Annotated in this window: 19 protein-coding genes; 12 read left to right on the top strand and 7 right to left on the bottom strand. The window is 72.0% G+C overall.

What is annotated here, in order from left to right:
• Positions 1-15 precede the first annotated feature (15 nt).
• Together IE267_RS05090 and IE267_RS05085 are read left to right on the top strand one after the other, a co-directional pair.
• Entirely contained in the window at positions 16-1,044 is a 1,029-nt protein-coding gene (locus IE267_RS05090; RefSeq protein WP_167153659.1) for a LacI family DNA-binding transcriptional regulator, read from the top strand.
• A 102-nt stretch (positions 1,045-1,146) separates the two neighbouring features.
• Entirely contained in the window at positions 1,147-2,043 is an 897-nt protein-coding gene (locus IE267_RS05085; protein WP_189762282.1) for a phosphatase PAP2 family protein, read from the top strand.
• 335 nt (positions 2,044-2,378) lie between these two features.
• On the opposite strand, the gene IE267_RS05080 is transcribed toward IE267_RS05085, so the two are convergent.
• Entirely contained in the window at positions 2,379-5,372 is a 2,994-nt protein-coding gene (locus IE267_RS05080; RefSeq protein WP_167153655.1) for a bifunctional [glutamine synthetase] adenylyltransferase/[glutamine synthetase]-adenylyl-L-tyrosine phosphorylase, read from the bottom strand.
• A 659-nt stretch (positions 5,373-6,031) separates the two neighbouring features.
• Between IE267_RS05080 and IE267_RS05075 the strand changes: the two genes are divergently transcribed.
• Positions 6,032-8,125: a PIG-L family deacetylase gene (locus tag IE267_RS05075; protein WP_229860736.1), complete on the top strand. Its 2,094-nt coding sequence runs from the start codon at positions 6,032-6,034 to the stop codon at positions 8,123-8,125.
• Between the two features lie 118 nt (positions 8,126-8,243).
• Here IE267_RS05075 and IE267_RS05070 read toward each other — a convergent pair whose 3' ends face one another.
• On the bottom strand, positions 8,244-9,350 hold the full coding sequence (locus IE267_RS05070; RefSeq protein WP_189762281.1) for an acyltransferase family protein: 1,107 nt from the start codon (positions 9,348-9,350) through the stop codon (positions 8,244-8,246).
• Between the two features lie 199 nt (positions 9,351-9,549).
• On the opposite strand from IE267_RS05070, the gene IE267_RS05065 reads away from it, so the two are divergent.
• The 3 genes from IE267_RS05065 to IE267_RS05055 are packed head-to-tail and all read left to right on the top strand — an operon-like array spanning position 9,550 to position 12,774.
• Entirely contained in the window at positions 9,550-10,437 is an 888-nt protein-coding gene (locus IE267_RS05065; protein WP_189762280.1) for an alkaline phosphatase family protein, read from the top strand.
• A 1-nt stretch (position 10,438) separates the two neighbouring features.
• Positions 10,439-11,752, top strand: a complete 1,314-nt coding sequence (locus tag IE267_RS05060; protein WP_189762279.1) for an MFS transporter — start codon at positions 10,439-10,441, stop codon at positions 11,750-11,752.
• Complete coding sequence (locus tag IE267_RS05055) at positions 11,749-12,774, top strand: TolB-like translocation protein (RefSeq protein ID WP_189762278.1); 1,026 nt, start codon at positions 11,749-11,751, stop codon at positions 12,772-12,774. Before IE267_RS05060 ends, IE267_RS05055 begins: the two co-directional genes overlap by 4 nt.
• Positions 12,775-12,868: 94 nt before the next feature.
• Here the strand turns inward: IE267_RS05055 and IE267_RS05050 are convergent, their stop codons facing one another.
• Together IE267_RS05050 and glnA2 are read right to left on the bottom strand one after the other, a co-directional pair.
• On the bottom strand, positions 12,869-13,228 hold the full coding sequence (locus IE267_RS05050) for a 5-carboxymethyl-2-hydroxymuconate Delta-isomerase (protein WP_167153646.1): 360 nt from the start codon (positions 13,226-13,228) through the stop codon (positions 12,869-12,871).
• A gap of 265 nt (positions 13,229-13,493) precedes the next feature.
• Positions 13,494-14,855, bottom strand: a complete 1,362-nt coding sequence (gene glnA2 / locus IE267_RS05045) for a gamma-glutamylpolyamine synthetase GlnA2 (RefSeq protein ID WP_161252544.1) — start codon at positions 14,853-14,855, stop codon at positions 13,494-13,496.
• Between the two features lie 291 nt (positions 14,856-15,146).
• On the opposite strand from glnA2, the gene IE267_RS05040 reads away from it, so the two are divergent.
• The 5 genes from IE267_RS05040 to IE267_RS05020 all read left to right on the top strand — a co-directional run bounded on the left by IE267_RS05040 (position 15,147) and on the right by IE267_RS05020 (position 21,116).
• A complete protein-coding gene (locus IE267_RS05040) occupies positions 15,147-17,123 on the top strand; it encodes an APC family permease (RefSeq protein WP_189762277.1) in 1,977 nt (658 codons plus the stop codon).
• 158 nt (positions 17,124-17,281) lie between these two features.
• Entirely contained in the window at positions 17,282-17,638 is a 357-nt protein-coding gene (locus IE267_RS05035) for a hypothetical protein (RefSeq protein WP_189762276.1), read from the top strand.
• A gap of 69 nt (positions 17,639-17,707) precedes the next feature.
• A complete protein-coding gene (locus tag IE267_RS05030) occupies positions 17,708-18,382 on the top strand; it encodes a thioredoxin-like domain-containing protein (RefSeq protein WP_167153642.1) in 675 nt (224 codons plus the stop codon).
• A 41-nt stretch (positions 18,383-18,423) separates the two neighbouring features.
• Positions 18,424-19,020 carry a DUF305 domain-containing protein gene (locus IE267_RS05025; RefSeq protein ID WP_167156284.1) on the top strand — a complete coding sequence of 199 codons (597 nt, stop codon included), beginning with the start codon at positions 18,424-18,426 and terminating at the stop codon, positions 19,018-19,020.
• A 176-nt stretch (positions 19,021-19,196) separates the two neighbouring features.
• The gene (locus IE267_RS05020; protein ID WP_189762275.1) at positions 19,197-21,116 is read left to right on the top strand and encodes a S53 family peptidase; all 1,920 of its coding nucleotides are present in this window, start codon (positions 19,197-19,199) and stop codon (positions 21,114-21,116) included.
• Between the two features lie 371 nt (positions 21,117-21,487).
• On the opposite strand, the gene IE267_RS05015 is transcribed toward IE267_RS05020, so the two are convergent.
• Genes IE267_RS05015 through IE267_RS05010 form a run of 3 tightly spaced genes read right to left on the bottom strand, consistent with a single transcriptional unit; the run spans position 21,488 to position 23,302 of the window.
• Complete coding sequence (locus IE267_RS05015) at positions 21,488-22,324, bottom strand: alpha/beta fold hydrolase (protein WP_229860734.1); 837 nt, start codon at positions 22,322-22,324, stop codon at positions 21,488-21,490.
• Entirely contained in the window at positions 22,321-23,001 is a 681-nt protein-coding gene (locus IE267_RS39415) for a DUF998 domain-containing protein (protein WP_229860732.1), read from the bottom strand. The genes IE267_RS05015 and IE267_RS39415 overlap by 4 nt, the downstream gene beginning before the upstream one ends.
• Before the next feature lie 13 nt (positions 23,002-23,014).
• Positions 23,015-23,302 carry a hypothetical protein gene (locus tag IE267_RS05010; protein ID WP_229860730.1) on the bottom strand — a complete coding sequence of 96 codons (288 nt, stop codon included), beginning with the start codon at positions 23,300-23,302 and terminating at the stop codon, positions 23,015-23,017.
• Positions 23,303-23,563: 261 nt separating this feature from the next.
• Between IE267_RS05010 and IE267_RS05005 the strand changes: the two genes are divergently transcribed.
• Positions 23,564-25,315 carry an NAD+ synthase gene (locus IE267_RS05005; protein WP_167153636.1) on the top strand — a complete coding sequence of 584 codons (1,752 nt, stop codon included), beginning with the start codon at positions 23,564-23,566 and terminating at the stop codon, positions 25,313-25,315.
• Positions 25,316-25,331: the final 16 nt, after the last annotated feature.

Raw genomic sequence — 25,331 nt, 5'->3', positions numbered from 1 at the left:
GTACAGTCCAATCCCGTGACCGCACGGCTCGCCGACATCGCAGCCCAGGCGGGGGTCAGCGAAGCCACAGTCAGCCGCGTGCTCAACGGCAAGCCCGGTGTGGCCGCGGGCACCCGCGAATCCGTCCTGGCCGCACTCGACGTGCTGGGCTACGAGCGGCCCGTACGACTGCGCCGGCGCAGCGCGGGGCTCGTCGGCCTGATAACGCCGGAGCTGGAGAACCCGATCTTCCCCGCCCTCGCCCAGGTCATCGGCCAGTCGCTGACCCGGCAGGGGTACACCCCGGTGCTCGCGACACAGACCCCGGGCGGCTCCACCGAGGACGAGCTCACCGAGATGCTGGTGGACCGCGGCGTCTCCGGGATCATCTTCGTCTCGGGGCTGCACGCGGACACCACCGCCGACATGGAGCGCTACGAGCAGCTGCGCGCCCAAGGCGTCCCGTACGTCCTGGTGGACGGCTTCTCGCCGAAGGTGCAGGCGCCCTTCATCTCGCCCGACGACCGGGCGGCGATGCGGCTCGCGGTCACCCACCTCGCGGCGCTCGGCCACACCAGGATCGGCCTCGCGGTCGGCCCGAAGCGCTTCGTGCCGGTGCTGCGCAAGATCGAGGGCTTCACGGCCGGGATGCAGGACCGGCTCGGCCTGACGACCGCCGAGGCGGAGTCACTGATCCAGCACTCCCTGTACACGCTCGAAGGCGGCCAGGCAGCGGCCTCCGCGCTCATCGCGCAAGGCTGCACCGCGGTCGTGTGCGCCAGCGACATGATGGCGCTCGGCGCGATCAGGGCTGCCCGCCAGGCGGGTCTCGATGTGCCCCGTGATGTCTCTGTGGTGGGGTTCGACGACTCTCCGCTGATAGCGTTCACCGACCCGCCGCTGACCACCATCCGCAAGCCGGTGACGGCGATGGGGCAGGCCGCGGTCCGCGCCCTGCTCGAAGAGGTCGGGGGCACCCCCGCGCCGCACAGCGAGTTCGTCTTCATGCCGGAACTGGTCGTACGCGGCTCCACCTCGGGCGCGAGACCCCGAAGCCGACCCTGACGTACGCCGGGAAACCTCGTCCTTTGGGAGTAGCAGGTGCGCAGCGAACCCGACCGGAGGATGATCGGCGGGGGGTATGTGCATCTGGCAGACTCTCTTCCTATGGGTGAAATGACCGTGAAGACTCTGGAAGGCCGGACGGCCGCTCCACCACATGAGCCGTCGGCCACACCCTCGAACGACGAACCGGGCCGCAGCGGATTTTCCGCCCGGCTGCGGAGCGTGCGCCTGCCGCGCCGCCCGCGCATCTGGTTCGAAGTGCTTCTGATCGCGGTGAGTTACTGGGTGTACTCACTGATTCGCAACGCGGTGCCCGAGCAGAAGGCCAAGGCGCTCAAGAACGCGGACTGGATCTGGAGCGTCGAGCACCACCTCGGCATCGCGGTGGAGCAGTCGGTCAACCACGCCGTGAATTCGGTGACATGGCTCATCGTCGGCATGAACTACTACTACGCGACACTGCACTTCATCGTCACCATCGGTGTCCTGGTGTGGCTGTTCCGCTACCACCCGGGCCGCTACGCGGCGTCACGCCTCGTGCTCTTCGCGACCACCGGCGTGGCCCTGGTCGGCTACTACTTCTTCCCGCTCGCCCCGCCCCGCCTGATGAACGGCGGGCACTTCGTCGACACGGTCCTGGTGCACCACACTTGGGGCTCGATGGCGTCGGGCGACCTGAAGAACATGTCGAACCAGTACGCGGCGATGCCGTCCATGCACATCGGGTGGTCGACCTGGTGCGGCCTGACGATCTTCGCGCTCGCCTCCGCGCCCTGGGCGAAGATCCTGGGCCTGCTCTACCCCACGGCCACGCTGATCGTGATCGTCTCCACGGCGAACCACTTCTGGCTGGACGCGGTGGGCGGCCTGCTCTGCCTGACCTTCGGCCTCCTGGCCTCCCGCGCCTGGTACGGCAGCTTCCCCCACCAGCTCCCGAAGCTGGTCCCCGCCTCCCCTCCGAAGCGCCGCTCAGCGAAATCCAGCCCGCCCGGCGTCTGAGGACGAGCGCGCCTGAGCCCGCGAACACCGGGTAGCCCACAGCCCGTCCGGCGCTTGAGGACAACCACGCCCGAGGCCGCGAACACCGGGTCGTCCACAGCCCGTCCGGCGCTTGAGGACAACCACGCCCGAGGCCGCGCACACCGGGTCACCCACAGCCCGTCCGGCGCTTGAGGACGAGCACGCCCGAGGCCGCGAACACCGGGTCGTCCACAGCCCGTCCGGCGTTTGAGGACGAGCGCCCTTGAGGCGCGACGGGGGTCTGGGGGCAGAGCCCCCAGGAGGGGGCCCGGGGTCGGAGAGAAACCCCGCAAACCCCCGCCCGCGCCGCACGGCTAGAGGTGTGCCCCGTAGAACAGCTCCTCCACGATCCCCCGCGCCCTGCGCGTGAGGCGCCGGTAGTCCTCCAGCATGTCCCCGACGTGTCCCGGCTCGTACCCCAGGTAACGTCCCACCGCCGCGAGCTCCCGCCCGTCGGACGGGAACGTGTCCCCGGCCCGGCCCCGGACCAGCATGACCCCGTTGCGCACCCGCGTCGCCAGCACCCACGCCTCGTCGAGTATCGAGGCCTCCTCCGTGCCCACGAGCCCGGCCGCGTGCGCGGCGGCCAGCGCCTGGCGGGTCCGCGTGGTGCGCAGGCCGGGCAGCTCCCAGCCGTGCCGCATCTGCAGCAGCTGGACCGTCCACTCGACGTCGGAGAGCCCGCCCCGGCCCAGCTTGGTGTGCAGCGTGGGGTCGGCGCCGCGCGGCATCCGCTCGGACTCCATCCGGGCCTTGAGGCGGCGGATCTCGCGGACCGCGTCGTCGCCCAGGCCCTCCACCGGATACCGCAGCGGATCGATGAGCTCGATGAAACGGGCCCCGAGATCCGCGTCGCCCGCCATCACCTCGGCGCGCAGCAGCGCCTGGCTCTCCCAGACGAGGGACCAGCGCCGGTAGTACGCCCCGTAGGACTTCAGGGTGCGCACCATCGGACCCGACTTGCCCTCCGGCCGCAGATCCGCGTCGATGAGCAACGGCGGGTCCGCGGTGGGGAGTTGGAGCAGTCGGCGCATCTCGGCGACGACGCGGTTGGCGGCCCGCGCGGCTTCCTGTTCGTCCACGCCCTCGCGGGGCTCGTGCACGAACAGGACGTCCGCGTCCGAGCCGTAGCCCAGCTCGTGGCCGCCGAAGCGGCCCATGCCGATGACCGTGAAGCGGGTCGGCAGGGTCTCGCCCCACTCGGCCCGTACGGCGGCGCGCAGGGCACCCGCGATGGTGGCCGCGTTCAGGTCGGTGACCGCGTTGCCGACCCGGTCGACGAGCGCGCCCGGGTCCTCCTCGGCGGGACTGTCCTCGGTGCCGTAGGAGCCGATGAGGTCGCCCGCGGTGGTCCGGAACAGTTCGCGCCTGCGCACCCCGCGGGCCGCCGCGACCGCGCCCTCGGCGGTCTCGGCACGGCCGACCGCGGCGAGCACCTCCTGCTCCAGGTGGTCCTGGCCGCGCGGCACGAGCCCGTCCGGGTCGCCCAGGATGGCGACCGCCTCGGGGGCGCGGAGCAGCAGGTCGGGGGCGAGCCGGCCGGCCGAGAGGACCCGGGCCAGGTTCTCGGCGGCGGCGCCCTCGTCGCGCAGCAGCCGCAGGTACCAGGGGGTCTTGCCGAGCGCGTCGGAGACCTTGCGGAAGCCGAGCAGGCCCGCGTCCGGGTCGGCGGAGTCCGCGAACCAGCCGAGCAGGACGGGCAGCAGGGTGCGCTGGATGGCGGCCTTGCGGCTCACGCCGGAGGACAGCGCCTCCAGGTGGCGCAGGGCGGCCGCCGGGTCGGCGTAGCCGAGCGCTTCCAGGCGGTGGGCGGCCGCGCGGGCGCTGAGCCGGGTCTCGCCGGGCGCGAGCTGGGCGACCGCGTCCAGGAGCGGCCGGTAGAACAGCTTCTCGTGCAGTCTGCGCACGACGGATGCGTGCCGCTTCCACTCCTTGTTGAGGCTGACGACGGGCTCGGTGCGCAGCCCGAGCGAGCGGCCGAGCCTGCGCAGGTCGGCCTCGTCCTCCGGCACGAGGTGGGTGCGGCGCAGCCGGTAGAGCTGGATGCGGTGTTCCATGGCCCGCAGGAACCGGTACGCCTCGTCCATCTGGGCCGCGTCCGCCCGGCCCACATAGCCTCCGGCGGCGAGCGCGGCGAGCGCGTCCAGGGTGGAGCCGCTGTGCAGGGTGGCGTCGCTGCGCCCGTGCACCAACTGCAGGAGCTGGACGGCGAATTCGACGTCGCGCAGCCCGCCGGGGCCGAGCTTCAGCTCACGCTCGACCTGGGCGGCGGGGATGTTGTCGACGACCCTGCGCCGCATCTTCTGCACGTCGGCGACGAAGTTGTCCCGCTCGGCGGCCTGCCACACCAGGGGTGAGACGGCCTCGACGTAGTCCCGCCCGAGCCGGGGGTCGCCCGCCACCGGGCGCGCCTTGAGCAGCGCCTGGAACTCCCAGGTCTTGGCCCAGCGCTGGTAGTAGGCGAGGTGGCTGGAGAGGGTGCGGACGAGCGGGCCGTTGCGGCCCTCGGGGCGCAGGTTGGCGTCGACGGGCCAGATCACGCCCTCGACGGTGGTCTCCGAGCAGATCCGCATGAGGTGGGCGGCGAGCCGGCCCGCGGCCTGCATGGCCTTGCCCTCGTCGAAGCCGTCGGCGGGCTCGGCCACGAAGATCACGTCGACGTCGGAGACGTAGTTGAGTTCGTGGCCACCGCACTTGCCCATCGCGATCACCGCGAGCCGGCACTGTGCGGCGTCGGCCGGGGCCTCGGTGCTCGCGATGGCGAGGGCGGCGCGCAGGGTCGCGGTCGCGAGGTCGGCGAGTTCCGCGGCGGTCTCGGCCACATCGGTCGTGCCGCACACGTCACGGGCCGCTATGGCAAGCAGGCAGCGTCGGTAGGCGACCCGCAGGGACACGGGGTCGGTGGCCCCGGCCAGGCCCCGCTCGAACTCGGCGACCCCGGGGTGCAGGTCGGCCGCCTCGTAGGTGACCAGGGCGTGCCAGTCGTGCGGGTGGCGGGCGAGGTGGTCGCCGAGCGCCTCGGAGGCGCCGAGCACCCCGAGCAGCCGGTCGCGCAGCGGCTTGGCGCTGACCAGGGTGTCCAGGAGGGCGCGGCGTTCGTCGTCCTCCTGCGCCTCCACGATGCGGACAAGGCCGAGCAGGGCGAGGTCGGGGTCGGCGGTGGCGCCGAGCGCGTCCAGAAGCACCGGGTCGGACCGTACGGAGACGAGCTCGGGACTCTCCAGGAGCCGCTCGGCGGCCGAGGGGTCGGTGAAGCCATGCCGCAGCAGCCGCGTGAAAGTACTGCTCCTGCGCCCCGGCACCGTCATCTGGCCGCCTCCCACGTGTCCGTACACCCGCACGCCCGGCCGGGGGGCGGTTCCCGGAACCGGCCCACCCGATCAAGACCCGGATTCCGAGCCTAGCCGCAGTGGGGCCGCCGGGCCCCGGCGAGGGTTGCCGGGGGCGGCCGGAACGCGGCGGACCGGGTCCGGTCGCGGGCCACGGGCGGGCAGGGGCCCTGCGGCCGGCGGGCGGGGCGAGGAGGCCGAGGGCGGCGGGCGGGCGGGGCCGAGGGCGGGGTTGGGCGCCACGGTCGGACGTCACGGGCGGCGGGGCCGGATGTCACCGGGGGCAGGGCAGGGCGGGCCGGGACTTTCGACCCGAAAGACACCCCGTGCCGCCCGCCCCGGCGTGACGCCCCCTTCACCCGCGGCGACCCCGGAGGGCCTCCGCCCGCGAACTCGCCCTCCCCCGGGTTCCGTTCACGACCCATAAGACGTACTTGTGCCGATATAAGGGCAATTCGGGGTGATCAAGGCCACACGATTTGCCGAGACGTCCAAATGAACCCGATTCTTAGAGCTTTCGTCTTCATAGCCGATCAGGTTCTGACGAACTCTGATCGAGCACTCACCACCGGGCTCGGCGAGGACGTGCTCACGCACTGACCGGCCGTCCAGGCCGCCCGTACCGAAAGACCACACCCATGAAGTCCAGGCTGCCGCTGCGCTCCGCGCTGCTCTCCCGCCGTGGCGCCGTCGCCGGTTCCGCGCTCGCCGCCGTCCTCGTCGCGGGCGGTGCCTTCGCCGAACTCGCCATGTCCGACACCGAGGGCGCCACGCCCCCCGGCGGCCACACCGCGGCCGTCCCCGCGTCCGTGTCCTCGGGCCCGGTGCGGCCCGCGAGCGGCTCGGTGATGCAGATCATGGCGCACCCGGACGACGACCTGTTCTTCATGAACCCGGACACCGGCCAGTCGCTGCGCTCCGGCCGCCCCATCACCTCCGTGTACGTCACGGCGGGCGAGGCGGACGGAGTGAACTCCCCGCCGGTCAGGAAGGGCACCCCCCGCCCGCGCGCGGACCGGGCCGCGTACTCCGAGGCCCGCCAGAACGGCATACGCGGGGCCTACTCCCAGATGGCGACCGGCGACCGGGGCGGCACGTGGACCCGTGCCTCGCTGCCCACCGCCGGCGGCGGCACCGCCGAGGTGGACACCCTCGACGCCCGGCCCGACGTCCACCTGGTGTGGCTACAGCTGCGCGAGTCGGAGACGATCCTCGGCAACCAGCCGCACAGCCTGCGCGGCCTGTGGAACGGCCAGACCGGGACGCTGACCTCGCAGATGGCCTCCGGGAGCCCCGCCCGCCCCTTCACGTACACCAAGGACCAGCTCGTCACGACGCTGGCCGGGCTGATGGAGCGGTACCGCCCGACGCATGTGCGCACCATGGACCCGACGCCGAGCCGGGACGGCAAGCCGCAGAAGATCATCGACCACCAGGACCACATCTTCAGCGCCCGCTTCGCCCAGGCCGCCCTCCAGGAGTACGCCCGCTCCGCGAACCACCCGGACTTCAGCGTCCAGACCTACTTCGGCTACAACACCAGCCACCTGCCGCACACCTTCGCCAAGCCGGCTGCCGACGCCAAGACCGACATCGTCAAGACGTACGCCTGGATGAACCCGAAGGACAACTACTGTGCCAGCGCGGCCGGTTGCGGTGACCGCAAGGTGGCGCCCAACCCGCGCGGCAACAACTGGGTGAACTCGGTGCGCTACAGCCGCACCAACTCCACGTCCTGGCTGCAGACGGCCAAGGACGGCGGCCTGTGGGCGTTCGGCGTGCTCAACCAGCGGCTCGCCGCCTGGCACAAGGCGTCCGGCCCGCAGGGCAGCTGGAGCAAGCCGCAGCTGCTGCCCGGCGACGGCATGGACCCCGGGGTCGGCTCGGTACGCCTGGCCGACGGCCGGCTCGCGGTGTTCGGCACGCGGACCCTGTTCGGCGCGGGTCCGCACGACTACCACCGCGAGGTGGTCACGACCGAGCAGACCGCATCGGGCGGCTTCACCCCGTGGCGTTCGCTGGGCGCGCCCGGCACCAGCGGCAGTGACGGCGTCTTCGACATGTCCACGCCGTCGGCAGCGGTGGACGGCACCGGCCGGCTCACCGTGTTCCTGCGCGGCGGCGACCGCAAGCTGCACGGCACCGTCCGGGCCGCGAACGGCGACTGGACCCCGTGGACCCCGCTCGGCGGCACCGACCTGGTCGGCGACCCGGTCGCGGCCACCGACGGCGGCGGGCGCGTCCACGTCTTCGCCAGCACCGCGCGCACGACGGCGACCTGGGCCCAGCCGGAGCCCGGCGCCCCGATGCCCGCGCGCGCCTCGGACACCGGGCTGCCGGCGAACACGACGGGCCTCTCCGCCCGCGCGGACGGCGACGGGGTCCGGGTGTACTACCGCAAGGCGGACTCGGGCAACGTCCAGAGCGTGACCTTCGCCGACTCCACGCCCACGGCCGTCACCGACCTCGGCGACACCTCCGGCTACGGCATGGTCGGCACGGCCGGACCCCTCGTCGCCGGCCGCACCGCCTCCGGCGCGCTCGCCACCCTGGAGCCCGGCGCCCCCGCCCCGGCCTGGAAGGCGGACAGCGGCATCCTGTTCACCGGGGCGCCCGCCGCGGTGCAGGACGGCAACGACGCCGTGGCCGCCGCGATCGGCCTGGACGGGCGGCTGTACTGGACGGCGACCACGGGCGGCCCGGCCGCGCCCTGGCAGCCCGTCGCGAACTGACCGGAGGGGCCCGTCGGTGGGCGCTCGCCCGAACCGACGGGCCGGTCCTGGCGGGCGGACGTTTGCCCGAACCGACCGGCCGGGCCTGCCAGTTCGGGCAAACGGCCACCGCCGCACCTCAGCCCGCGAGCGTCTTCTCGCGCTCGGCGGCGGCCGTCGGCACGGTCGCCGGCGCGGACACCGCCTCCGCCCGGGGCACCAGCCACTTCGGCAGGCGCGGCTCCACCAGGGGCCGCATCACCGCGCGCACCGGCGGCGTCGACAGCAGTACGACCACGCCCACCGCGGTGGCGCTGAGCACCAGCACGCCCGGAATCCCCGCCTCCCGCACCACCCGGAAGGCGCCGTAGTACTCGGCGACCCGGAGCAGGATTCCGTGCAGCAGATACGGGTAGAGGGTGACCGCGCCGAGCCCGGTCAGCCACGTCCGGCGGCCTGGCACGAGGGCGAGGAACGACGCCACGAGCAGCGTGGTCACCGCGAACAGGGCAAGCCTGATCAGCAGGTACTGCACGAGCGACACGTTCAGGACCGTGTTGTCCGCATCGCTGGAGAGCCAGTCGTCGCTCGGATACGGGGAGAGCCAGTAGGCGAGCGCGAAGACGCCCGCGAAGACCGGCACGGCGATCAGGCGGGCCGTGCGGGTGCGCAGCTTGGCGAAGTGTTCGGGGCGAAGGCGCAGCCCGAGGACGAACCACGGCAGGAACATCAGGACCCGTGGCAGCGCCAGATCACCGCTGATCAGGGTCGTGCCCGCGGCGAGCGAGACGACGATCGAAAGGGGCAGCGGATAGCGCACCGCCTTCCAGATCGGCGTGGTCAGCCGCCACAGGAACAGGGCGATGAGGAACCAGCACAGATACGTGGGCGAGGTCGGCGTGATCGCGAGCTCGGTGCCGCGCAGCCAGTGGTACACGAAGCTGTAGATGGTCTCGAAGATCAGGTACGGCAGCAGCACCCCGGTGAGCAGCCGACGGATCTGGTCGGGGCGCCCGGTGAAACTGCGGGAGAAGTAGCCGCAGAGCAGGATGAAGGCCGGCATGTGAAAGCCGTAGACCAGGTTGTGCACGGCTCGGAGAACCGGTGTGTGCGGGGTGATGACCTGTTCCCAGCTGTGGCCGAGCGCGACCAGTGCGATCAGCAGGAACTTGGCGTTGTCGAGGAACGGACTGCGATCGGGGGTTCGGGGACTGCCAGGACCGGAGTGGGAGGTGGAGCTGGTCATTCGCCCCAACCTAGGGGATGGCGGAGCATTCCCCCAGGCACCACCGCCTCGGGCACGGGACGTTCCCCGGGTCTTCACCCACTTTCACCTTCCCGGTTGACATGGACACCCCTACTCTCTGGGTGCACCGCCGCCCGTGGGTGCATCCCCCATCGACGGGCCCCCCGGGCCCGCCGTCCCCCTCACTCCGGAGGTAGCCGTGTCCGGCGAGCCCAAACCGCGCCGCACCCGCACCGCCCTCTTGTCCGCCCTGGGCCTCGCGGCCGCATCCGCCGGCCTGTGGGCCGGCCTGGGCGGCACGTCATCGGCGCAGGCCGCGGCGAGCGTCCCGACCCCCGACCACGTGGTGGTCGTGGTCTTCGAGAACCACGCCTACGACCAGGTCATCGGCAGCTCCGGCGCCCCGTACATCAACTCGCTGAAGTCCGGTGGCGCGAGCCTGCCCGCCTCGTACGCCGAGACGCACCCGAGCCAGCCGAACTACTACGCGATGTTCTCCGGCTCCACGCAGGGCGTCACCGACGACAGCTGTGTGACCCCCGGCTTCTCCTCCGCGCCCAACCTCGCCTCCGAGCTGATCGCGGCCGGGAAGACCTGGGCGAGCTACAACGAGACGCTGCCCAGCCAGGGCTCCACGAAGTGCACCAGCGGCAAGTACGCGCAGAAGCACAACCCGTGGTTCGGCTTCTCCAACGTGCCGACCTCCTCGGCGTACACCTTCGCCCAGTTCCCCACCGACTACACCAAGCTGCCCAAGGTCTCGTTCGTGACACCGAACCTGTGCAGCGACATGCACGACTGCTCGGTCGGCACGGGTGACACCTGGCTGAAGAACAACCTGGGTGCGTACGCGACCTGGGCCAAGACCCACAACAGCCTGCTCGTCGTCACCTTCGACGAGGACAACCGGCTCGCCGGCAACCGGATACCGACGGTCCTGTACGGCCAGCAGGTGACCCCGGGCTCCTCGTCCTCGGCCACCTACAACCACTACAACCTGCTGCGCACCATCGAGGACATGTACGGCACCGCGCACGCCGGACAGGCCGCCAACTCCGCCGACATCACGGGGATCTGGGCCGGCTGACGTGTACGTAGCGGACAGCCGCGGCACCCCCGCCGCCGCCACCGACGCCGCCCGGGCCCGTTCCGGGCGGCGTTCGGCGATCGCCCCCACCGTGTTCGCGCTCGGCACGGTCAGCCTCATCACGGACGTCTCCTCGGAGATGGTCACCGCCGTCCTGCCGCTGTACCTGGTGACCGGCCTCGGCCTGTCCCCGCTCGGCTTCGGCCTGCTCGACGGCGTCTACAACGGTTTCAGCGCCCTGGTCCGGCTCGTCGGCGGCCATCTCGCCGACCGCGGCGGCCGGCACAAGGCGGTCGCGGTGCTCGGCTACGGCCTGTCCGCGCTGTGCAAACCCCTTCTGCTGCTGGCGAGTTCACTGCCGATGATCGGTGCGGTGCTCGCCGCGGACCGCACCGGCAAGGGCCTGCGCACCGCCCCGCGCGACGCGCTGATCTCCCTCGCCTCCGCGCCCGAGGCGCGCGGCCGGGCCTTCGGGGTGCACCGGGCGATGGACACGGCGGGCGCCATGCTCGGCCCGCTGACCGCCTTCCTGATCCTGCGCCAGGCGGCCGAAGGATACGACGCGGTGTTCACGGTGAGCTTCTGCGTGGCGGCCCTCGGCGTCCTCGTCCTGCTCCTCTTCGTGCCCTCGCGCATCCCGCTCGCCGGACCGGCGGGCCGCGCACCGACGGCAGGCACACCGTCGGCAGGCGCTCCGGCGGAAGCCGCGCCACACCCCTCCCTGAAGGCGGCACTCGCCCTGCTGCACGTCCGGCCGGTACGTCAACTCACCCTGGCAGCACTTCTGTTGGGCCTGGCCACGGTCAGCGACTCCTTCGTCTACCTGCTGCTCCAGCACCGGCTCGGCGTGCCCGACCGCTGGTTCGCGCTGCTGCCGCTCGGCACCGCGGCCGCGTTCCTGCTGCTGGCCGTGCCGCTCGGCCGGCTCGCCGACAAGGTGGGCCGCTGGCAGGTGTTCCTCGGCGGCCACGCGGCCCTGCTCCTCGCGTACGTCCTGCTCCTGACCGGCTGGCAGAGCCCGGCACTCCCCTTCCTCACCCTGGCCCTGCACGGCGGGTTCTACGCGGCGACCGACGGCGTCCTGATGGCCGCGGCGGCCGGCTCGGTGCCGGCCGAACTCCGTTCCTCCGGACTGGCGTTGATCCAGACCGGCCAGGCGCTCGCCCGCTTCGCCTGCTCGATCGCCTTCGGCGCGGCCTGGACGGCATGGGGCGACCGCACGGCGCTCGGCACGGCGGCGACCGTCCTGACCGCGTGCGCGGTGGGTGCGTTCCTGCTCCGGCCCTCGAACTCCCCTAAGGAAGCCCGGCCTTGACCCTCCGCAACAAGATCCTGGTCCTGGTGGCGGCCCTGGCCGTCCTGGCGGGCGTCGCCACCGCGTCCCTGCTGCACGCGGCGGGCCGCGCGGACAAGAAGAACCAGATCCAGGCGGGCGGCCCGCACGTGAGCACGGGGACGGTGTCGTTGGCTTCGGGCTCCGAGCGGCGGATCGTGTTCCGCAACATGGCGTGGGGCCCGCACCGCGACGAGCTGGCCACGGTCGCGGCCACCGCCCCGGCCGGACCGCGCACCGCCTCCGGCGTGAAGTGCCTGCGCTTCTACGCGGCGGCCGGCACCGGCATCTGCCTCCAGGCCGAGCGCGGGGCGGTGACGGACTCCTACCGTGCGGTGGTCCTCGACGCCGGGCTCAAGGAGCGCGCCCACTACGGCCTGCCCGGCATCCCGACCCGCGCCCGGGTCTCGCCCAGCGGGCGCTGGGTGGCCTGGACGGTCTTCGTGGGCGGCGACTCGTACGCGGGCACCAACTTCTCCACCCGCACGGCGGTCCTCGACACCCGTACAGGTCGCCTCACGTCATCCCTGGAGGACTTCACGGCCACGCTGGACGGCAAGGAGCACCACGCGGCCGACACCAACTTCTGGGGCGTGACCTTCGCCGCCGACGACCGGCACTTCTACGCGACGATGGCGACGGGCGGCCACACCTACCTCGTGCGGGGCGATCTCGCGGCGCGCACGGTGACCTCACTGCACACCAACGTCGAGTGCCCCTCGCTCTCCCCCGACGGCACCCGGATCGTCTACAAGAAGCGGGTGCTGGGCCTGCCGGCCGACGCCCCGTGGCGGCTGTACGCCCTGGACCTGGCGACGATGCGCGAGACCGCGCTCGCGGAGCCGCGCAGCGTCGACGACCAGGCGGTCTGGCAGGACGGCAACACCGTCGCGTACGCCCTGGCCGGCGACTACGGCACCGACCTGTACACCGTCCCCGCCGACGGCACGGGAAAGCCCCGCCGCCTCCTGACGGCGGGGCTCGCCCCGGCCTACCTGGGCTGAGCCGGGCCGCGGCCCGGTTCCCGCGGCGAGGCACCCGGGCCGCTCCGCCCGGGACCGGCACACGGCTCACTGCCGGTGCGCCCCGGTACCCGGGTCACTCCTTGTGCGCGCGGTAGTAGTCCCGCTCCATCTCGCGGGTCTCGACCATGACGTGCAGGCGGCGCCCGGCGACCCCGGTCACATGCTTGCGGGCGATCTCCAGGAGGGTCTCGCTCAGCACCTCGATCGCCTTCGGGGTACGCCCGGAGAGGATGGCGGCCTGGATGAAGACGGCGTCGATGTCGTCCTCGTCCGCGCCGAAGTACGACTCCTCGATCACCCGGAACCGGGTCTTGAAGGCCTCGGTGGACGCGTTGATCCCGGTGGGCGCGACCTCGTGGACCTCACGGGCGAAGGCCCGCCGGTCGAAGGTGCCGGCGAGCCGCTCGGAGTATTCGACGGTGACGAATGGCATGGCGATTCCCTTGCGTAGTAAGCCGGTTGGCCGGCTGGAGGACGTGCGGGAGGCGTTGCGGCGGGCGGTCACGGCCCGGACAGGAACGCCTCCACCCGCACGATTCTGCCGAAGCGGGGCGCCTTCGACGTCGACGGGTCGCGGACGGCTCCGGACCGGCGCGCGGCTCGGCCCCGACGGGGCCGTCCACGCACCGAGCCCCCGGTCAACGACCGTTGGCCGCCTGGTACTTGACGCCGCGAAACCTGTGCCGACCGGCCCGCCCCTACAGCACCGGCAGGTTCTTCCGCAGCTCGAAGGCGGTGACCTCGCTGCGGTACTCCTCCCACTCCTGCTTCTTGTTGCGGAGGAAGAAGTCGAAGACGTGCTCGCCCAGCGTCTCCGCCACCAGTTCGCTGCGTTCCATCAGGGTGATCGCCTCGCCCAGGTTCTGCGGGAGGGGTTCGATGCCCATCGCCCGGCGTTCGGCGTCGGTGAGGGCCCAGACGTCGTCGTCGGCGCCCGGGGGGAGTTCGTACCCCTCCTCGATGCCCTTGAGGCCGGCCGCCAGGAGGAGGGCGTAGGCGAGGTAGGGGTTGCAGCCCGAGTCGAGGGAGCGGACCTCGATGCGGGACGAGCCGGTCTTGCCGGGCTTGTACATCGGGACCCGGATGAGGGCCGAGCGGTTGTTGTGGCCCCAGCAGATGTACGAGGGGGCCTCGCCGCCCGCGCCCGCCGTGCGCTCCGAGCCGCCCCAGATGCGCTTGTAGGAGTTGACCCACTGGTTGGTGACCGCGGCAATCTCGGCGGCGTGCTTGAGCAGGCCCGCGATGAAGGAGCGGCCCACCTTGGAGAGCTGGTACTCGGCGCCGGACTCGTAGAACGCGTTGCGGTCGCCCTCGAAGAGGGAGAGGTGGGTGTGCATGCCGGAACCCGGGTACTCCGAGAACGGCTTCGGCATGAACGTGGCCTGGACGCCCTGCTCCAGGGCGACCTGCTTCATGACCAGACGGAACGTCATGATGTTGTCGGCGGTGGACAGTGCGTCCGCGTACCGCAGGTCGATCTCCTGCTGGCCCGGCGCACCCTCGTGGTGGCTGAACTCGACCGAGATGCCCATGGATTCGAGCATCGTGATCGCCTGGCGACGGAAGTCCATGCCCACGTTCTGCGGGGTGTGGTCGAAGTAGCCCGAGTTGTCGGCCGGAACCGGACGGGTGCCGTCCAGCGGCTTGTCCTTGAGGAGGAAGAACTCGATCTCGGGGTGGGTGTAGAAGGTGAACCCGAGGTCGGAGGTCTTGGCCAGGATGCGCTTGAGGACGAAGCGGGGGTCCGCGAAGGACGGGGAGCCGTCGGGCATCCGGATGTCGCAGAACATCCGCGCGGTGCCGGGGGCCTCCGCGCGCCAGGGCAGGATCTGGAAGGTGGACGGGTCCGGACGGGCGATCATGTCCGACTCGTAGACCCGGGCGAAGCCCTCGATGGCCGACCCGTCGAAGCCGATGCCCTCGTCGAAGGCCTGTTCCAGCTCTGCCGGAGCGACGGCCACCGACTTCAGGAAGCCCAGCACATCGGTGAACCACAGGCGCACGAACCGGATGTCGCGCTCCTCGAGAGTCCGGAGCACGAACTCCTGCTGCTTGTCCATAGCCACATCCTTGCAGTTCAGACGGCCTGTGCACCGCTCCCCCGGCGGAGCCGGGGACGGCGGGGGAATCCTCAGTATCGAGGCGCGGGATTACCTCCACATTACGCACCCGGTATGACCTGCGGCACGTCCCCTCCCGATGGGTGCCCCTGCGGGCTCCAGGCATGACGATGTGGTGAATACTCGCTCCTCGTTGCCCGCCGAACGGCCGATCGATCCGCTCGGCGCACCCTCGGCACACACTCGGCCGAACGACGCAGAACGACGCAGAACGACTCAGGAGAACGTCGCATGACCGGCACCCAGGTGGATCCTCCGGATACCGCCGTCGTACCGCAGGCCCGGCGCCGCTGGCGCGGCTGGCTGCTCGACGGGCTGAGCGAGCGCTCGGCCCGTCATCCCGGACCGCACGGCACCCCGCCGGCCGAGCACAAGGGCCACCGCTGGTGGCGCGTCATGTGCCTGACCGGCGTCGACTACTTCTCCACCCTCGGCTACCAGCCCGGCATCGCCGCGCTCGCCGCCGGGCTGCTCTCGCCGCTCGCGACGCTGGTGCTCATCGCCCTGACACTCGGCGGGGCGCTGCCGGTCTACCGGCGGGTCGCCAAGGAGTCGCCGAACGGCGAGGGCTCGATCGCCATGCTGGAGCGGCTGCTGCCCTGGTGGGCGGGGAAGATCTTCGTCCTGGTGCTGCTCGGCTTCGCCGCCACCGACTTCATGATCACGATCACTCTTTCGGCCGCGGACGCCTCCGCACACGTCGTGGAGAACCCGTTCGCCCCCGGCTTCCTGCACGGCTCCAACCTCTGGATCACGCTGGCGCTCGTCGCCCTGCTCGGCGCGGTCTTCCTCAAGGGGTTCAAGGAGGCCATCGGGATCGCGGTGGCCCTCGTCGGCGTCTACCTCGCGCTGAACCTGGTGGTGCTCGCGACGGCGGTCTGGAAGATAGCCACCGAGCCGGTCGTCATCGGCAACTGGTGGGACGCGATGACCGCCGCGCACTCCTCGCCGCTGGCGATGATCGGGGTCTCGCTGCTCGTCTTCCCCAAGCTCGCGCTCGGCATGTCCGGGTTCGAGACGGGTGTGGCGGTCATGCCGCAGATCCAGGGCGACGCCTCGGACACGTACGACAAGCCGGCCGGCCGCGTCCGTGACACCCGCAAGCTGCTGACCACGGCCGCGCTCATCATGAGCGGGTTCCTGCTGGTCTCCAGCCTGGCGACGACGATCCTGATCCCGGAGTCCGAGTTCAAGCCCGGCGGCGGCGCCAACGGCCGCGCCCTCGCCTATCTCGCCCATCAGCACCTGGGCGAGGGCTTCGGGACGGTGTACGACATCTCGACCATCGCCATCCTCTGGTTCGCCGGGGCCTCGGCGACCGCGGGGCTGCTCAACCTCGTGCCGAGGTATCTGCCGCGCTACGGCATGGCACCCGAGTGGACGCGTGCGGTGCGGCCGCTGGTGCTGATCTTCATGGCGATCGCCTTCTTCATCACCTGGTGGTTCGACGCCAACGTGGACGCGCAGAGCGGCGCGTACGCCACCGGCGTCCTCGTCCTGATGCTGTCGGCCTCGTTCGCCTCGACGGTCGCGGTGCACCGGCGCGGCCGGCGGGCCGCCGCACTCGGCTTCGGGGTGGTCACCGCCGTCTTCGCCTACACGCTGGTCACCAATGTGATCGAGCGGCCGGACGGCATCAAGATCGCGATGCTGTTCATCGTCGGCATCGTGGTGTCGTCGTTCGCCTCGCGGGTGCACCGCGCCTTCGAACTGCGGGCGACGGCCGTGACGTTCGACGCGTGCGCCGCCCGGTTCGTGGACGAGGCCGCGCGCAGCGGCCCGCTGCGGATCATCGCCAACGAGCCGCAGGAGCACTCCCGGCGCGAGTACCGCGCCAAGGAGTACAGCCAGCGCGAGGAGACCCACATCCCGGACGGGCGGCCGGTGCTGTTCCTGGAGGTCTTCATCCAGAACTCCTCGGACTTCACCACCGAACTCACCGTCCAGGGCGACGAGAAGCACGGGGTGCGCAGGCTGCGCGTCGAGGGCGCGGTCGTGCCCAACACCATCGCGGCCGTGATGATGGAGCTGCGCGACCGCACCGGCGAGGTGCCGCACGCGTACTTCAACTGGACCGAGGGCCATCCGCTGAGCCATCTGCTGCGCTTCCTGGTGTTCGGCGACGGCGAGGTCGCGCCCGTCACCCGCGAGGTGCTGCGCCGGGCCGAGCCGGACCTCGCGCGCCGACCCCGGGTACACGTGGGCTGACCCCGCCGGGCCCGGCGGCGGTCGGGCCGCAGCCGCGGAGCCGGGGCCGGTCGGGTCGGGCCCGCGGAGCCCGTGCGGCAGAGCCGGGCCCGCTGTTTTCGGCCGGTACGCGACCCGGCCTGCCCCGAGCGGCACTCCCTCGCTTAGCATCTGCGCCCATGGGGGGAGTGCGGCTCACGCGCATCACGCGTCCCGTGGCGCTGCTCGGTGCCATGGCGACGCTGCTCGCCGCGCTCTTCATCTGCCTCGCGGCGGGCGGCGGTGCACACCCCCGCCACCACGAGCCGCCGGCGAGCGGCGCCGCCGCGTACGTCTGCCCCTACGAGCAGGGCGACTGCGGGCTGTTCCCGCGGGACGTTCCGGCCGTGCTCACGGCGCCCCCGCTGGACGCCCCGGCTCCCGCGGCGGTGCAGGACGTACACCCGGCCCCGCCCCGCGCCGGGGCCGCGTCCGGCCGTCCCGACGCCCGGCCACGTGCGCCGGACCTGCACGTCCTTCAGGTGCTGCGGACTTAGCGGGACCCGCGGCCGGAGCCCGGCCGCCCATCCTCCAACTCCCCCTCAGCAGAAGGACGTTACGTACCCATGGCCATCAACGACGACCCCCACACCGCCCGCCGGGCCCGCATGGAGGAGCTGCGCCGCGCCGAGCAGGCCCGGCAGCGGCGCGGCCGGCTCGTGGTGATCAGCTCCGTCACCGCCGGCGTGCTCGCGGTCGCGGGCCTGGTCGGCTTCGGCGTGTACGAGTTCGGCAAGAAGGACGGCGGCGGTTCGTCCGACGCCAAGGCGCAGGGCAGCAGCGACCCCAACGCCTCGATCGCGGGCGAGAAGGACTGGGACGCCAAGAAGCTGACCCGCAACCACGTGACGACGAAGGTGAACTACCCGATGAAGCCGCCGGTGGGCGGCGACCACGACCAGGTCTGGATGAACTGCGGCGGCAACGTCTACCAGAAGCAGGTCCCGGACATGAACGCCGTGCACTCCCTTGAGCACGGCGCGGTGTGGGTGACGTACACCGACAAGGCGTCCGCCGCCGATGTGAAGAAGCTCGCCGACAAGGTGTCGAAGACGCCGTACTCGCTGATGAGCCCGTACAAGGACCAGTCCGGGGCCATCATGCTGAGCGCCTGGGGCAAGCAGGTCACGGTGGACGGGGCGGACGACCCCCGGGTGAACCAGTTCTTCACCAAGTACGTCCAGGGCCCGCAGACGCCCGAGCCGGGCGCCGCGTGCACCGGCGGGTTGGACGAGCAGTGATCCGCAGGTACTGGGGGGTGGCCGCCGCCCTCGCCCTGCTGATGGTGTTCGCGGCGGCCGCGGTGCTCGTCTCCTCCGGCGGGGACGGCTCGGCGGCCGAGGCCAAGTCCCGCACGCCGACGGCCACTTCGGCCGACGCCGGGTTCGCCCGGGACATGTCGACGCACCACCAGCAGGCGGTCGAGATGTCGTTCGTCGTGCGCGACCGCACCACGGACGATGAGGTGCGCCGCCTCGCGTACGACATCGCCAACACCCAGGCCAACCAGCGGGGCATGATGCTCGGCTGGCTCGATCTGTGGGGGCTGCCGAAGAACGAGGCGGCCCAGCTGCCGATGGCGTGGATGGGCATGGGCGTGGAGCCGGGCGCCGACGGCGCGCTGATGCCGGGCATGGCCACCAACACCGATCTGGACCGGCTGCGGGGGCTCAGCGGCAAGGACGCCGAGGTGCTCTACCTCCAGCTGATGACCGAGCACCACAAGGGCGGCATCCACATGGCCGAGGGTTGTGTGCAGCGCTGCACGGTGGGCCCGGAGAAGCAGCTGGCGCAGGGCATGGTCGACTCCCAGCAGTCCGAAATCGACCTGATGGCGCAAATGCTGAAGAAAAGGGGCGCCGCTCCGCGCGCCAACTGAGCGTCGGTAAACGCTCTTTGGCGTTTCTTGGTGATCACATGCCCCCCGCATGAACCGTTCCTGACAAGAGTGACGCATTACATGCACGCATCAGTCAGTGCATGTACAGCAGGCGAAGACCTCACGCAGGGGGTTACATGAGAACCAGCCGCGCCAGGCGGCGCGCCGGTGTGAGCATGGCAGCGACACTGCCACTGCTCGCCGGCGCGCTCGCCTTCGGCATACCGTCCGCCCAGGCGGCCGACCCGGTCCCGAGCGGACGGGCGGCCCTCGCGGGCACCCAGCCCGTCTGGGCCACCGGCTCCGCCGACCAGGGCGCCACCGCCGGCTCCACCAAGGTCAACGCCCGGGTATACCTCGCCGGGCGGGACGCGAAGGGCCTCGACGCATACGCCGCGGCCGTGTCCGACCCGCAGTCGGCGTCGTACGGCAAGTACCTCAGCGCCGCTCAGGCGCAGCAGCGCTTCGGCGCGACCCAGGAGCAGATCGACGCGGTCACCAAGTGGCTGAAGTCGTCCGGACTGACCATCACGGGCTCCAACCAGCACTACATCGCGGTTTCGGGTGACGCGGCGGCGGCGCAGAAGGCGTTCGCCACGCAGCTGCACAACTACCGCAAGTCGGGCCGGACTTACCACGCCCCGTCCAAGAACGCCTCCGCGCCGAACGCGCTCCAGGGCGCCGTTCTGACGGTGACCGGACTGGACAACGCCCCGCACCAGTCGACGCACCAGGACACCCTTCCGGGTCCGGGCGCCGGCTTCCGCAACGCGGGTCCGTTCTCCACGTACTACGGCTCGAACATCGCCAAGACGCTGCCGGACGCGTACGGCACGAAGATCCCGTACGCCGTGCACGGCTACACCGGCCAGCAGCTGCGGGCGGCGTACGGCGCGGGCAAGTACACCGGCAAGGGCGTCACGGTGGCGATCACCGACGCGTACGCCTCGCCGACCATGGCGTCGGACGCCGCGAAGTACGCCAAGCGCAACGGTGACAAGCCCTACAAGACGGGCCAGTACACCGAGGTGCTTCCGACGGACTACAACAGCACGGAGGCGTGTGGCGCGTCCGGCTGGTACGGCGAGGAGTCCCTCGACGTCGAGGCCGTGCACGCGGTCGCTCCGGACGCGAACATCGTGTACGTGGGCGGCGCGTCCTGCAACGACCCGGATCTGCTCGACGCCCTCAACAAGGTCGTCGACCGGCACCTGGCCGACATCGTCTCCAACTCGTGGGGCGACATCGAGGCCAACGAGACCCCGGACGCCGCGGCCGCGTACGACCAGACGTTCAAGCTGGGCGCGATCGAGGGCATCGGCTTCTACTTCTCCTCGGGCGACGACGGCGACCAGGCCGCCGCCTCCGGCAAGAAGCAGGTCGACACCCCGGCCAACTCGGCGTGGGTGACGGCGGTCGGCGGTACCTCGCTGGCGGTCGGCAAGCACGACAAGTACCAGTTCGAGACCGGCTGGGGCACCGAGAAGGCCTCCCTGTCCGCCGACGGCAAGAGCTGGGTGAACTTCCCGGGCGCCTTCACCAGCGGCGCGGGCGGCGGCACCAGCTCCACCGTGAAGCAGCCGTTCTACCAGCGCGGCGTCGTGCCGGACTCGCTGGCGAAGGCGAACGGCGCGACCCGGATGCGTACGGTTCCGGACATCGCGGCCGTGGCCGACCCCAACACCGGGTTCCTGGTGGGCCAGACGCAGACCTGGCCCGACAAGTCGGTGAGCTACGACGAGTACCGCATCGGCGGCACCTCGCTGGCAGCCCCGGTCACCGCGGGCATCCAGGCGCTGGCCCAGCAGGCCAAGCGCTCCCCGATCGGGTTCGCGAACCCGTCGATCTACGAGCGCTTCGACTCGAAGCTCTACCACGACGTGACGGACCACCCGCTGGGTGCGTCCCGTGACCTCGCGGTCGCCCGGGTCGACTTCGCGAACAGCGTGGACGCGTCCGGGGGGCTTCTGACCTCGGTGCGGACGCTCGGCAAGGACAGCTCGCTCGCCGCGACGCGCGGCTACGACGACGTGACGGGTGTGGGTTCGCCCGCCCCCGGCTACGTCGCCTCGTACGCCAACCCGTTCCGCCGCTGACCCCTTCCGGGGTTCCGCCCCGCCCCTCGGCCATGTACCGGCCGGGGGGCGGGGCGGTTTGCTTTTCCCCCGCCCCGGGCCACCACCAGCACCGCCAGGGGCGCGGGGAACTGCGCGAACGGCCCCCGCGGTCCGCAGGCAACGAACCCTCCCCCGGACGACCCCGGCAAGCCCACACCCCCGGCCACCACCAGCACCGCCAGGGGCGCGAGGAACTGCGCGCACGGCCCCCGCGGTCCGCAGGCAACGAACCCTCCCCCGGACGACCCCGGCAAGCCCACACCCCCGGCCACCACCAGCACCGCCAGGGGCGCGAGGAACTGCGCGAACGGCCCCCGCGGTCCGCGGGCGATGAACTTCCCCCGGAGGGTCTAGGGAAGGGGCGGGGTGGGGAAGATCGCCCCCGCCACCAATCCCGGCGCATCCAGCATCACCAAGTGCCCCGCCCCATCGGCCAGTTGGAAGGTCGCGTCCAGCGCCGACGCGAGGGCGCGCTGACGGGCGGTCCAGACGGGGCCGCCCGCACCGCCCGCCACCACCGTCACGGGTACGGACGGCAGGGGCAACCGGCGCCGCAGGTCCAGGAGTTCCGCCGCCACCGAGCCGTACGTGGCGTTCTCCAGGACCATCCCCCGCAGCACCCGGGACGTGCGGTAGCACCCCCGCACCAGCTCCCGCGGAGCCGGATCACCGCCCCCCGTGCGGGACACGCGGACGGTGGCCCGGCGCAGTGCGGGGCCGAGCGCGGCCGGCACTCCCGCGCGGCACAGCCCCGCCGCGACCGCCCGCGCGAGGGCGAGCCGCAGTGCCGGGGCGGCCGGCGGGCGCGCGCGCTCCTCGACGCTGGAGTCGACCAGGACGAGTCCCGCCGTACGGGCGGGGTACAGCCGCGCGAAGGCCTCCGCGTGGAACCCCGCGATGGAGTGGCCGGCCACCGTGGCCGGACCGGTGAGACCCAGCGCGTCGAGGAGAGCCGCGATCCGGCCCGCCTCCCCCGCGGCGCTCGGCGGCACCGCGGCGGGCCCGGACCTGCCGTGCCCGGGCCGGTCGAAGCGTACGACCGTGCGGTGCGCGGACAGGAGCGGCACCACCGGGTCCCAGTCGAACCAGCTCATGCCGAGGCCCGCGCTGAGCACCACCACCGGGCCCGATCCCTCCACCACCACGTAGTGGGCCACCCCGCCCAGCTTCACGAACTCCCCCGTCACTCCCGCTCCTCCCGTGCCACGCTCCACGCGAGCACCCCCAGCCAGACCGCCACGAGCAGCACCTGGAGGCGCTGGCCCGCGCCCAGGGCCCAGGTCCCCCGGCCCGCCTGGAAGGCGGCGACGGAGGCCAACGTCCATACGGTGGCGGCCAGTTCGAGGACCAGGAGGGCCGGGCCGACCCGTGCCCCGAGCAGGGGCCACCAACCGTAGCGGCGGGCCGCCACGGTCAGGGCGACGACCCCGACGAGCGCCCCCGTCATCGCGAGGCCGCTGCTCACCGCGTGCGCGGTGTGCGTCGCCGGAACCAGGCCCGCCGTCTCGCGGGCCGCGCACACCGGGTCGGCGGTGGGGGCGCAGCTCAGCGGGAGCCGCGAGTCCAGGGCGGTGGCCCCGCCGAACAGCGCGAGCCCGGACCATCCGGCGAGCGACCAGCGGCGCCGGTCGCAGCGCACCAGCGCGCAGATAGCCGCGCCGAGCACGAGCAGCCCCGCCGTCAGGTCGGTCGCGCGGAAGAGGCCGCCGAGCGGCTGGTCGGCGGCGGCGAGTTCGCTCACGTACGCCTGGATCGGGTCGAGGCCGGTCTGGAGGACGACTTCGAGCACCCAGGCCGTGTAGGCCAGCGCGCCGAGCGCGAGCAGGACGGCGACGGGCCGGGTTCGCACACCACTGTGGGACATAGTGGGACCAATGCTACGAGGGTGGCAGGGGCTGCTCGTGGTCCGGATGCACCCAGCTGGGCTTGCGGAACGTCAGGAAGGCGATCGGGGCGAGGAGCCCGAGGACGAGCAGGCCGCCGCCGATGAGGAGGTACCGCCAGAGCGGCTGGTTGCCGAACTGGTCCGGCGGCACGAATCCGATGCACAGCGCGGCCACCGACGCCACGAATCCGCTGCCCGCGACCCACGCGACGGCCGGCACCCGGAAGCCGCGCTCGACCTCCGGCCGGGTCCTGCGCAGCCGGGCCACCGCGACGAACATGAGGAGACAGGCGATCGGACGGGTCGCAGGCGTCCGTCGTCGTAGTGCGCCCATGATCGGTTCGACGGCCCGGTCCCGCACGTCGGCCGGCCCCGCATCCGCATGTCGGGCGGCCCCGAATCCGTAAGAAACGCGCCACCTCGCGATCCGGTCCGATCCGGTCGGGGCCGGGTCGGTCGAAGGCAGACGCACCCCGGCCACCGCACGCCGCGCACCCTGCTCCACCCCCATCGCGTCGCTCTGACGATTAAACTGGGCCGCGTGCCTCAACTACGTCTCGCCCTGAATCAGATCGACTCGACCGTCGGGGACGTTCCCGGCAACACCGAGGCGATCGTGCACTGGACACGGCACTGCGCCGAGCAGGGGGCGCACCTCGTCGCGTTCCCCGAGATGATGCTGACCGGCTATCCCGTCGAGGACCTCGCCCTCAGGTCGTCCTTCGTGGAGGCCTCCCGCCGGGCACTGACCGCCCTCGCCGGGCGCCTCGACGCGGAGGGGTTCGGGGAGATCCCCGTGGTCGTCGGCTATCTGGACCGCTCGCCCGTCGCGGTCCCCCGGCTCGGCCAGCCCGCGGGCGCCCCGCAGAACGCGGCGGCGGTGCTGCACGGCGGCCGGGTCGTGCTGGCCTTCGCCAAGCACCACCTCCCCAACTACGGCGTCTTCGACGAGTTCCGCTACTTCGTGCCGGGCGACACGCTGCCGGTGCTGCGGGTGCGCGGCATCGACGTGGCCCTCGCCATCTGCGAGGACCTGTGGCAGGACGGCGGCCGGGTGCCGGCCACCCGGTCGGCCGGGGCCGGGCTGCTCGTCTCGATCAACGCCTCGCCGTACGAGCAGAACAAGGACGACTCCCGGCTCGACCTGGTCCGCAAGCGGGCCCAGGAGGCGGGCTGCACCCTGGCCTATGTCGCGACCATCGGCGGCCAGGACGAGCTGGTCTTCGACGGCGACTCGATCGTCGTGGACGCGGACGGCGAAGTCGTGGCGCGGGCACCGCAGTTCAGCGAGGGCAGCGTGATCCTCGATCTCGAACTCCCGGCCGCGGGGCCGGTCCCGTCCGGCGTGGTGGACGACGGCCTGCGCATCGACCACGTCGTCGTCTCCGATGAGCCCCTCGCGGCGTACGAGCCGGAACTGACCGGCGGTTACGCCGAGCGCCTCGACGACGACGAGGAGGTCTACTCGGCGCTGGTGGTGGGTCTGCGGGCGTACCTGGCGAAGAACGGGTTCCGGTCGGCGGTGATCGGCCTGTCCGGCGGCATCGACTCGGCGCTGGTCGCCGCGATCGCCTGCGACGCGCTGGGCGCGGCCAACGTCCACGGCGTGTCCATGCCGTCGAAGTACTCCTCGGACCACTCCAGGACCGACGCGGCCGAGCTCGCGCGGCGCACCGGGCTCAGCTTCCGCACCGTACCGATCGGGCCGATGTTCGACGCGTACATGGGCTCGCTCGCCCTGACCGGGCTCGCCGAGGAGAACCTCCAGTCGCGGCTGCGCGGCACCCTCCTGATGGCGCTGTCCAACCAGGAGGGCCATCTCGTGCTCGCCCCGGGCAACAAGTCCGAGCTGGCGGTGGGCTATTCGACGCTGTACGGCGACTCGGTGGGCGCGTACGGTCCGATCAAGGACGTCTACAAGACGGCGGTGTTCCGGCTCGCCAAGTGGCGCAACCGTGCCGCGGCCGAGCGCGGCCAGACCCCGCCGATCCCGGAGAACTCCATCTCCAAGCCGCCGAGCGCCGAGCTCAGCCCCGGCCAGGTCGACACGGACTCGCTGCCCGACTACCCGGTCCTGGACGCGATCCTGTCGATGTACGTCGACCGCGACCAGGGCGCCGACGCGATCGTGGCCGCCGGGTACGACCCGGAGCTGGTGGCGAGGACGCTGCGGATGGTGGACACGGCCGAGTACAAGCGGCGCCAGTACCCGCCGGGCACGAAGATCTCCGCGAAGGGGTTCGGCAAGGACCGGAGGCTGCCGATCACCAACCACTGGCGCGAGTCGCTCTGAGCACCGGGGCGTCCCT

The sequence above is a fragment of the Streptomyces xanthochromogenes genome, from assembly GCF_014650455.1.
Taxonomy (GTDB): domain Bacteria; phylum Actinomycetota; class Actinomycetes; order Streptomycetales; family Streptomycetaceae; genus Streptomyces; species Streptomyces xanthochromogenes.
Note: the sequence above shows the minus strand (reverse complement) of the source record. Positions and strands in the feature narration are given on the sequence as shown.